The following is a 10,183-nucleotide window of genomic DNA, read 5'->3' as shown; positions in this document are numbered from 1 at the left end:
TACTTTTAATCTTGACTGGAAATATTGTCTGCTATTTAAAGGTTCATAAACACCAACTCAAACTTTAAGCTGATAGGGTCGGCTACAAGACGAAATCAGAGATTTCTGTTTCGCGACATCTGACCTACCAGCAAAACGCAAGTTTATGGGTTAGACCAAGAAATATAGTGACGATGGCAGTAAGGATACACCTGTTCCCATACCGAACACAGAAGTTAAGCTTACTAACGCCGATGGTACTCGGAGGGCGACCTCCCGGTAGAGTAGGAAGTTGCTAAATAATTAAGACTTAGTCAATAGACTAGGTCTTTTTTTGTACTTACACCTGACACGAAAAGTCGCCTTCTACGAAAGCTTATCCGCGCTCTCGCGCTACTTTTCGGGGCAAATATGCCAAATCAAGGCATATTTAAGCCCGGTAGAGTAGGAAGCTGCTGAATAATTAAGACTTGGTCTATGGACTAGGTCTTTTTTAATACTTACTAATGTCACGAAAACTTGCTTCTTTCATAAGCTCTTCTGTGCAACGCGCTTCGTTTTCGGCATAAACACCCGTAATAAAGGGTGTTTATGTATAATACCGAATACAGAAGTTAAGCCTAACAACGCCGATGGTAGTCGGTAGCAGGTCTGTCAGGTTCATGGAGGATTTTCCATGGTATGGTCAAGCTTAGCGAGAAACTTAGTCATTTAACTAAGTTTGTTTTAGTATAAATGCATATACCTTACATTAAATCAATTTGCATTCGCAAATTCTTTCGTTTTATAAGATGTACAGAATCAAAGGATTCATGGTACGATGTGCTTAAACTTCAAATTTTTGTGTTATCAAAATAAAACAAAGATAATCCAGATAAGCCAAGCTTGCCTGGATTATTTTTTTAAAATGTGTACGATAATTAAAGTATAATTAATTTTTATTAATAATATAAAATGGTAGGAGATTATAGTCTTTTGCAGTCAGAAAATATAGGGGACTTATATGGATTTAAATTTAGCAAGGCAATTAGAAAATGATTTTGACAATAATATTGAAGACTTATTAGATGGGAAAAATCACTTTACTTATAATGAAGCTAATACTGATTTTTTGTATTGCAACCAGGATAAGCTTGCTATTAATTGTGTGGGTAATTCTTTATTGGTTCGTTCTTCTGATAAAAGTTTATTGGATGAATTAGAAGAAACTTATTTTGATTTCCCAGCTGCTTGGTTTATGGAGATGGACAATATTTTTAAACTACAAAATATTTTAAAAAAGTATGACATGTCTTTAAAAAATATGGGGCCTATCATGGCTTCTAGGTCTAATTTTAAAAAACTTGAAAGTGATTATAAATTTAAAAGAATTGATAAAAAGGATTATAATAAATTTGAGAGTTTAGTTAAATTTGCCTTTTCGTTTGATGAGAGGACATCCGATGATAAGCTGGTCTTATCCTATTATGATGGTGAAAAGCTGATTGCTATTGCTGGGGAAAGTCGAAATTCAAAATATTTGTGGGATATTGGTGTTGAGAAGTTTGATTTTTCTCCTAAATACAAAGAAGTTACTCCAATTTTAATCAATAATCTAGCTGTACTGGCAAACAAAGAAAATACTGACATTACAGTTATATATACTAGTTAGTTTTCTCATGTTAATTCTATAAATCTTGCAACTAGAGCTGGTTATCAATTTGCTTTTGCTTTTATCCTTGGTGGATAATTTAAAAAAGAGTCCCTTTTTGGGACTCTTTTTTGTTTTAATTTCCTAATTCATGGTCACTTAGGGTTGTTTCTGCTGTAAGCTTGTTGCCTTCTAATTCTTTAACTTTTGGTTTAAGGCTTAGGGCACATTTTTTAAGTAGCTTAGCCTCTTTATCTATTTCAACTTCCACAGTTTTTTCAATCTGATTTTGCTCAAGATTACTTACATTAATTATATATTCTTCTTGGACATATTTAATTACACCCAGAGTCTTATCCTTAAGATTTAATTTGTAAGCATCAGCCTCCTCGCTAACTTCTAGGTCATCTTTCATATCCATTATAGCTTGAACTAGGCGGTGAGTCTGGTTTTATGTCATAGGATTCAATTTCGACATCTGAAACACTTGTTTCTTCTTCTCCGGGTAGTCTTTCTAAAATCATGGCACGGCTATCATCATTTTCAACAAATTTTATTTCTTGTAGGTAACCATTGCTCAATTCTTTTTTAGTATCACCCTTTATAATTTTTTGATTTTCATCATAAACTGGCTCTGCAATAAAGCTTGCATTTTCTGTTCTATTTGGATAGGTATCTTCTATATTTGTCTGCATATGAACTTTTATTACTTTAATATTTTCGTTTTTGATTTCTTCGAATAAGTCGTCTTTATCTATGGATGCTTGATCTAACTGATTTTTATCATTTTCTTCATCTTGATTTTCTTCCGAAGTTTTTAAGTCTTTATTATCAACTTCTTCTTTTTCTTTATCTTTGGAAACTTGATTGGATTCTTTATTTTCAGTAATTTTTTCCTTTTTATCAGTTACTTCATTTTCGGCTTCTGAGACAGTCGATTCATTTTTTATGTCTGGCTTTGAAGATGTATCTTGATTGTTACATGCTCCTAAAAAGCTAAGGGATAATAAAAGTAGTAAGGCCAACTTTATTTTGTTTTTCATATTTTCCTCCTTTCATTTTTGATAGAAATATTAAAAGATAAAGTAATATGTTAATTATAATCTATATACTTTAATATATAAACTTATTATTTCTATACCCGGATTAATTTTTTTTAAAGCAATGATTTTAATTTTCACTAAAATAGGCATAGAAAAAGGCGATGTATTTCTACATCACCTTTAAGAGCTTATTTTATGAAGCAAATGAAACTGTTGTTACAACTCCATCTTTTACTTCGATTTTTAATGCTAAACCTGAATCTTTAACTTTTTGGTAATATTCAACGAATTCTTCTTTTGAGAAGTATTCTGGTTCTGCAAGTCCACCAACAGCTTGAAGGGTTACATCATCGCTAAGCTTGAAATTGTAAGATGCATTTTCATATTTTTCAGCACTTTCAAAATCTTCTGGATTTACCAAATAATCGATAGTTCCATCAACAGTTAATGTGTCACCTTCAATTTTTAGATTTGCAAGATATGGAGAATTGAATTCTTCGTCACGTTCTCCATTTTTTGAAGATGCTAGACTAGAGAAATAAAGTCCATCACGCTCTTCGTATTTGATGTCATTATTTTCTTGGCTTTGCTCTTCATTTGATGCTTGGGCTTCTTCTTCTTTTTTTACATCAATTGTTGAATCTTTTTCTTCCTCTTTATCTGCATTTTGTGAGTCTTTTTCTTCACTTTTGCCAACAGATTCATTTTCTTCTGCAGCTTTGTTATTTTCGCTATCTTCTGTTATTGATTCTTCAATTATATCTTTATTTTCTTTACTTGCTTCTGTGCTTACGGCTTTATTTTCAGCTGCACTTGATTCAGGAGTTCCTGAGTTTGTACATGCGGCAAGGCTAACGGCCATGAAAGCTGCAAGTAGTGTTTTGTTAAAAGTATTAATTTTCATTTTAATCCTCCTTAACTTATTTTACCCTTTTTTTAGGAAAAATAAATCTAAAATTGATAATTTTTAATTTTGTTCACCAGAAACCATCATCAATTCATATAAAATCCCTTCTCTTACTTCTATAAAAAGGGACTCTTGTTCATCCTTGTTTTCATTGTAATATTTTATAAAATCCTCTGGGCTATGCTCACTTATGTCTGTACGGCCAATTCTTGAGAAAAAGTTAGAATTGTCGTTGATTTTAAATACGCTTATTTGATTGTCAATAGGGATTGTTCCTTCTTCAGATCGCATAGGCTCAGCATAGTCCAAAGATCACTTTACAATTAAATAATCCCCTTGAATTTCCATGTCGTAAACATTTGCCCAAGATCCGTCTGCTTCTCTTTCGCCTTCTCTGCCAGGGATTAGACTTGTAGTATAAGATCCATCATCAGTTAGATTTACAGCTTCTGGGATATTTATTTCTGTATTTTCATTAGAACTTTCTTCATTATCAGTAATTTCTTCTGGATTTTGATCAGTGTTTTGAGTATCTTCTTCTGTACTTTCAGCTTGTTGCTGGGCTTGATTTTCTGGGGAATTTGTATCTGCGGGATTTTCATTATTTGCACAAGCGGTAAAACTTGTAAACATAAGTGCCGCTAGCATTGTACTTTTCATTTTCCTAAATTTCATAAAATCCTCCTTAAAATATCCTTCAAATTATTTATATAAAATCTATACTATGATTTGTAACACAGATTTACCACTATTGCCTTTCCATTAGGTACTTCCACGAAAAGGGCAATTTGTTTGCCCTTAGTTTCCTCAAAAATTTGCTGGAATTCTTCTTGGCTGTGATTTTCTTGGGTGTAAGTATCTTGGACTTGGAATGAAGTACTTTGGTCAATTGTAAATACATTTTTTTGCTCATCTAGACTTTTAATATCATCATCAGATCCACCACTTGCTATAAATTGCAAAGGACCATCTACAGTTAGAGTGTCATCTTGGATTTTAAGTTTGTAATCCTGATATTTCTCACTACCTTCTTTACCTGTATCAAAGCTTGCAATATAAGTACCATCTTCAGTAAGATTAACACCACTTATATTGCTTTTATCACTTTCATCTTGATTTTCTGTAACATTTCCACTTTGAGATTCTTCTATTTTTTGCTGATTTTTACTAGATACTTGCATAGAATTATCATTAGCACCTTGATTCGCGTAAGAAGCCAAGCTAGCAACGATAATTGAAGCAAAAACTACATTTCTAAATTTTTGTAAAAGCATACCCTTCTCCTTCAAATGATAAGCACTATCAACCTATTATTACAGAAGATATATCCGCTTTGCAAAGAAAGTTAACTAGTAATTTTTCAAGGTAAAGTTTTATGATGGTTAAAAAATGCAAAAGTAGTTAATTTCTATCATTTATTTTTCTATTTTATGTTTATTATTAACGCACAAATATTTTACAAGTATTTTACATTGATTTGAAACTAAATTTATAAATAATAATTAAAATGTACACATAATAATTGATAAAGGAGAAAAATGTGGTCAATATAAAAAAATTATCAAATCTTGCTCTAAGTATACTTATGCTAGCAAGTTTTAGTGCTTGTGGTAATAATCAAACCACCACAAATGATAACGCTTCTGATTCAACAACTCAAACTGTAGAAAATAATAATACAGATAATACAGATAATAAAGAATCAAGTGAAGTAGCTACTGAAGATAATAAAGAAACATCTGAAACTACTAAAGAAAATAACGGAGAGGTAACTACAATTGAGTACTGGCATGTAAACGCCGAAACTCAAGGTGGAACAACTGTTGAAGAACTAGTAAACAAATTCAATGAAGAACATGATGATATCCAAGTAGTAGCTAGATTTAACCCAGATATGTATAAAGGGCTAATGCAAAATTTACAAGCTGAGCAAGCAGCTGGTAAGACACCTGATATTGTCCAAGTTGGTTGGGCTTTTCTTGAATACTTCTCAAATAACTTTGAGTATGTGTCACCACAAGATGCAATCGATCAATACGCACCAGATGACAAAGACTTCTTAACAGAAAATTTCTTACCTAACGTTCTTGATCTAGCTGTAAACAACAATGGAGACCAAGTAGGCATTCCATACTCTCTATCAAACCCTGTATTATATATAAATAGAGATTTAATGCAAGAAGCTGGCCTAGGCGACAAAACTCCACAAACTTGGGAAGAAATTAGAGAATATGCAAAAATAGTGACTGAAAAAACTGGAAAATATGGTTTCTATGAGCAAGAACCAGCTGACTTCTGGGCTCAACAAGCAATGATTGAATCAAATGGTGGAAAAATGATTGAATTAGTTGATGGCCAACCAAAAGCAGTTTTTGCAACAGAAGAAGGCTTTGAAGCTATGCAACTTATGGCTGATATGCTAAATGAAGATAAATCAGCAGCTCATCTTGGATTTGATGAAGGACTTCAAGCCTTTACTAATGGAGAAATAGCTTTGTACTACACAACAATAGCGAAAAGAGCTGCAGTAGAAAAGGGTGCTCAATTTAAAGTAGAAACAACACTTTCACCAACATTTGGAGATAAAGAAAGAAAGTTACCTGCAGGAGGATCAATGCTTGCAATCACAGCAAAAGATCCAAAACAGATTGCAGCTGCATGGGAATTTGAAAAGTTCCTTTATAGCGTAGAATCAATGGCAGCTTGGACTGAAGGAACTGGATATGTTCCTCCAAGAAAAGGTGTTGATGAAGATCCAAATGGACTTAAAGATTTCTTAGCTGAAAATGAACTCATGAAACCAGCTATAGAACAAATGCCATATGTAGCACCATGGGCTTCATTCCCAGGTGATGCAGGACTACAAGCTGAACAAATGCTTCTTGACATGAGAGATAAAATATTCGGCGGTCAACAATCAGCAAAAGATGCTATGACCCAAGCTCAAGAGGAAATTAACCGCATAATGGAGTAAAAAATGAAAAAACTTAAACCATATATATTAATGCTTCCGGCATTACTTGCTTTTGCAGTATTTGTCTTCGCACCATTTCTATATACCTTGTATTTAAGTTTTTTCGATTGGAATATGATTAAACCTACAAAGCAATTTGTAGGTTTATCTAATTATACACTTGTATTAAGTGATCCAATTTTACGAAAAATTTTTATAAATACATTTATTTATATAATTATTATGCTTTTGATGAATTTTGTCATTCCCTATATATTAGCCTTTATATCCCGTTTTATGATTAGTAAATTGCAAAATTTCTATAAAAAAGCATTCTTTCTGCCTTCTATATTGTCACTAGTTATAGGTTCAATACTTTTTGTCTGGATTCTAAACCCAGTAGCAGGACCTGTGGCAATCATTCTTAAAAAGATAGGACTTGCTATGCCAAATTGGTCAAAAACTGATGGTTGGGTGATAGCAGGGCTATCATTAATAGCTTCGTGGAAGAGTTTTGGATATAACTATATTGTTCTTTTGGGAGGAATATTGGGAGTAGACACTTCAGTAATAGAGGCTGCAAAACTAGAAGGAATTAGTAATTTTAAATTATTTACTGACATTGTAATACCAATGTCATCAGCAACAGGTATTTATGTCCTAATTACATCAATTGTTCAAGGACTACAATATATATTTACGCCGATAAAAGTGGTTACTCAAGGGGGGCCAAACTATGCTTCATCAAATTTGATTTACCAATCATATCATGAGGCTTTTGTGTATTATAGAACAGGAGTAAGTTCGGCTTTATCTATGATAACTATGCTTATTTTTGCTGTTTTATTATTCTTGGAATATAAATATATAGAAAAAGGAGTATATTATGAAAACTAAAAATGAATGGTTAACTCATCTAATTTTATTAATTTTCGTAATACTCATGATATTCCCAATAGTTTTTGCAATTTCAAATTCTTTTAAAACTATGCAAGAAAGTGCAAATAACATTATGGGCATTATCCCAGAAAATCCTACATTAGATTCATTTAAATATGTAGCTGAAAGACTTCCAATAAAAAAAATAATAGGCAATTCATTTTTTATTTCAACAACAGTTACTATTTTTAAACTTGTAACTAGCGTACTAGCAGCATATGGTCTAGTTTATTTTGACTTTAAAGGTAAAAATATTATCTATTTTCTAATGCTTATGACAATGTTTATACCATTTACAGTAACAATGGTTCCAAATTATCTAATGATCTCAAAACTTGGATTAGCTGATAAATTAATAGGGGTAGCTTTACCTCAGTTTGCTGATGTAGCAGGTATATTTCTAATAAGACAGGCTATGAGAACCATCCCAAAATCATTAATAGAAGCTGCAAAAATGGATAATATATCCGATTTTCATATTATGAAAGATATAGTTTTTCCTATTGTATCTCCAGCGGTAGTATCATCTGGCATAATGTTTTATATAAATTCGTGGAATGAATTTGTATGGCCAACCTTGATTTTAAAATCACGTGATAATTTTACTCTGCCACTTGCTTTACAAATGTTTATGTCTGCAGAAGGAGGAACTGATTTTCCTATTGCAATGGCAGTGTCAGTTATTACTATGAGTTTACCAATTGTTCTATATCTAATTTTCCAAAGATATATTATAGGAACCTATGCAAGTTCAGGAGTAAAATAGATGAAAGAAATTATATTTGATAATGTAGAAAAAAGATATGGGGACAATGTAGTAATACCCCATCTAAATCTAAAAGTAGAACCAGGTGAAAGAGTAATATTACTTGGTCCATCAGGTTGTGGAAAATCAACTACTCTAAGAATGATTGCAGGTCTTGAAGAAATTTCAGGCGGGAAATTAATCATGAATGATAGAGTAGTTAATGATGTAGCTCCTGGTGATCGCGACGTTTCCATGGTTTTTCAAAATTATGCCCTTTATCCTCATATGACTGTAAAAGAAAATATAACTTATGGTCTAAAAGCTAATAAAGTTGATAAAAGTGAAATTGAACGTAGGTTAAAAAATGTTTTGGATATGCTAGCTCTAGAAGAATATAGCGATAGAAAACCAAATCAATTATCCGGTGGGCAAAGACAAAGGGTGGCTCTAGCACGTGCAGTTGCTAAAAACTCATCCTATCTTTTATTGGATGAACCACTTTCAAACTTAGATGCTCAACTTAGGCTTCAAGCACGTCGTGAATTAGTCAGACTTCATGATAACTTTAATATGACCTTTGTGTATGTAACCCACGATCAAGTTGAAGCGATGACAGTTGCTCAAAAAATTGTTTTAATGAATGCTGGTAAAATTCAGATGGTTGGTAGTCCAGACGAAATTTATAACAATCCGTCTAATGTATTTACTGCTAAATTTATTGGTTCGCCTCCAATGAATGTATTCCTAGTATCTTTCGATGGGGGAGATTTAATTTTTGATCAAGAACGTAGAATTAAAGTAAAAGAAGAATTGTTACCATCAATTGATACAACTCCTAATAAAAAATATTACCTAGGAATTAGACCAGAAAACATAAAATTAGTAGAATCTGACACAGAGAACAGTTTAAGAGTTAAGGTAAAATATCTTGAAAACCTAGGTTCCATAACTGCTTATTATTTTGACTTGGCTGATGCAACTGCATGTCTTACAACAGAGAATCACTCAATAAGAGCGGGAGATGAAATAAATATAGCTTTTCCAGAAAAATCTATTAATCTATTTGACTATGATAGTCAGGAAAACATTACAAGGAGATAAGATGATTTATATAAGCACAAATATGTACAAACCAGAAAGTGTCATGAATGTAACAAAAATCCTAGATCATTTTGATAAAGATCAAGTAGGAATTGAATTATTTATTTTCAATAATTCAGAAGATTTCGTTAGCGAAGTTAATGGTAATATAGAAAAGTTAAAAGAATATTCTATCACTTTTCATGGACCATATTTAGAAACAGACCACAGTGCTCCTAAAGGAAGCGACTTGTATAATAGAACTATTGAACTTTATAAGCAATCATTAGAATTTGACAAATTACTTAATCCCAAATATATAGTTTTCCATACCAACAATAAAACTATAGAGGACAAAGAAGAAATGATAAAAAATGCCTTTGAAAACTTGGATGAAATTAAGGGCTGGTCTCAAACACCATTAGTAATAGAAAATGCAGGAGTAAGAAAAAATTCGCTATTTGATGAAGAAGAATTTATACAAACTCTAAGAATTAGGGAAGAAAATGCACTAATAGATATTGGTCATGTAAAAGCCAATGGTTGGAATTTAGAAAATATAATTGAAAAACTTTCAGAAAAAATTGTTTCCTACCATATCCATACAAATGACGGACTTCATGATCAACATTTAAGTGTATCGGAAGATTACGATGAATTAAAAGATTTTGTAAATTTATACAAAAAATATACACCAGATGCAGATATAGTTCTTGAGTACAATGCAACTTATGAAGGCAAAGAAGATATAGTTGTGGAAGATATTAAGCAACTGCTTGAATACTTAAAATGATCACCATAAAGAAAAATCTCTTTAAGAAACGAGCTTATATGAGCTCGTTTTTTAATTTACTTATTAAAAGATCCTTATAGACAATAAGTGACCTAAATGGTATAATAAGTT

General features: G+C 32.0%; 12 protein-coding genes and 1 rRNA gene. 7 read left to right on the top strand and 6 right to left on the bottom strand.

Annotated elements, in window-relative coordinates:
- Positions 1-163 precede the first annotated feature (163 nt).
- Positions 164-280, top strand: a 5S ribosomal RNA gene (gene rrf / locus AB9Q04_RS03905).
- Positions 281-982: 702 nt separating this feature from the next.
- Positions 983-1,630 carry a hypothetical protein gene (locus AB9Q04_RS03900; RefSeq protein ID WP_410024072.1) on the top strand — a complete coding sequence of 216 codons (648 nt, stop codon included), beginning with the start codon at positions 983-985 and terminating at the stop codon, positions 1,628-1,630.
- Between the two features lie 115 nt (positions 1,631-1,745).
- Here AB9Q04_RS03900 and AB9Q04_RS03895 read toward each other — a convergent pair whose 3' ends face one another.
- From AB9Q04_RS03895 to AB9Q04_RS03870, 6 genes are all read right to left on the bottom strand, one after another.
- Complete coding sequence (locus AB9Q04_RS03895; RefSeq protein ID WP_410024071.1) at positions 1,746-2,030, bottom strand: hypothetical protein; 285 nt, start codon at positions 2,028-2,030, stop codon at positions 1,746-1,748.
- Positions 2,014-2,652, bottom strand: a complete 639-nt coding sequence (locus AB9Q04_RS03890; protein ID WP_410024070.1) for a hypothetical protein — start codon at positions 2,650-2,652, stop codon at positions 2,014-2,016. The genes AB9Q04_RS03895 and AB9Q04_RS03890 overlap by 17 nt, the downstream gene beginning before the upstream one ends.
- 193 nt (positions 2,653-2,845) lie before the next feature.
- Positions 2,846-3,556 (bottom strand): hypothetical protein, encoded by a 711-nt coding sequence (locus tag AB9Q04_RS03885; RefSeq protein ID WP_410024069.1) that lies wholly within the window; start codon positions 3,554-3,556, stop codon positions 2,846-2,848.
- 63 nt (positions 3,557-3,619) lie between these two features.
- The gene (locus tag AB9Q04_RS03880) at positions 3,620-3,850 is read right to left on the bottom strand and encodes a hypothetical protein (protein WP_410024068.1); all 231 of its coding nucleotides are present in this window, start codon (positions 3,848-3,850) and stop codon (positions 3,620-3,622) included.
- Between the two features lie 21 nt (positions 3,851-3,871).
- Positions 3,872-4,234: a hypothetical protein gene (locus AB9Q04_RS03875; RefSeq protein ID WP_410024067.1), complete on the bottom strand. Its 363-nt coding sequence runs from the start codon at positions 4,232-4,234 to the stop codon at positions 3,872-3,874.
- A gap of 47 nt (positions 4,235-4,281) precedes the next feature.
- Positions 4,282-4,833 carry a hypothetical protein gene (locus tag AB9Q04_RS03870; protein ID WP_410024066.1) on the bottom strand — a complete coding sequence of 184 codons (552 nt, stop codon included), beginning with the start codon at positions 4,831-4,833 and terminating at the stop codon, positions 4,282-4,284.
- 266 nt (positions 4,834-5,099) lie between these two features.
- Here AB9Q04_RS03870 and AB9Q04_RS03865 point away from each other — a divergent pair, with 266 nt between their 5' ends.
- From AB9Q04_RS03865 to AB9Q04_RS03845, 5 genes are read left to right on the top strand one after another with little or no spacing between them, the layout of a single operon-like run.
- A complete protein-coding gene (locus tag AB9Q04_RS03865) occupies positions 5,100-6,533 on the top strand; it encodes an ABC transporter substrate-binding protein (protein ID WP_410024065.1) in 1,434 nt (477 codons plus the stop codon).
- A gap of 3 nt (positions 6,534-6,536) precedes the next feature.
- Positions 6,537-7,409: a carbohydrate ABC transporter permease gene (locus tag AB9Q04_RS03860; RefSeq protein ID WP_410024064.1), complete on the top strand. Its 873-nt coding sequence runs from the start codon at positions 6,537-6,539 to the stop codon at positions 7,407-7,409.
- Positions 7,399-8,217: a carbohydrate ABC transporter permease gene (locus tag AB9Q04_RS03855; protein ID WP_410024063.1), complete on the top strand. Its 819-nt coding sequence runs from the start codon at positions 7,399-7,401 to the stop codon at positions 8,215-8,217. The genes AB9Q04_RS03860 and AB9Q04_RS03855 overlap by 11 nt, the downstream gene beginning before the upstream one ends.
- Positions 8,218-9,300 carry an ABC transporter ATP-binding protein gene (locus AB9Q04_RS03850; protein ID WP_410024061.1) on the top strand — a complete coding sequence of 361 codons (1,083 nt, stop codon included), beginning with the start codon at positions 8,218-8,220 and terminating at the stop codon, positions 9,298-9,300.
- 1 nt (position 9,301) lies between these two features.
- Positions 9,302-10,072 carry a sugar phosphate isomerase/epimerase family protein gene (locus AB9Q04_RS03845; protein WP_410024060.1) on the top strand — a complete coding sequence of 257 codons (771 nt, stop codon included), beginning with the start codon at positions 9,302-9,304 and terminating at the stop codon, positions 10,070-10,072.
- The last annotated feature ends 111 nt before the right edge of the window (positions 10,073-10,183 follow it).

Source organism: Anaerococcus groningensis, from assembly GCF_046365465.1.
GTDB classification, from domain to species: Bacteria; Bacillota; Clostridia; order Tissierellales; family Peptoniphilaceae; genus Anaerococcus; species Anaerococcus groningensis.
Note: the sequence above shows the minus strand (reverse complement) of the source record. Positions and strands in the feature narration are given on the sequence as shown.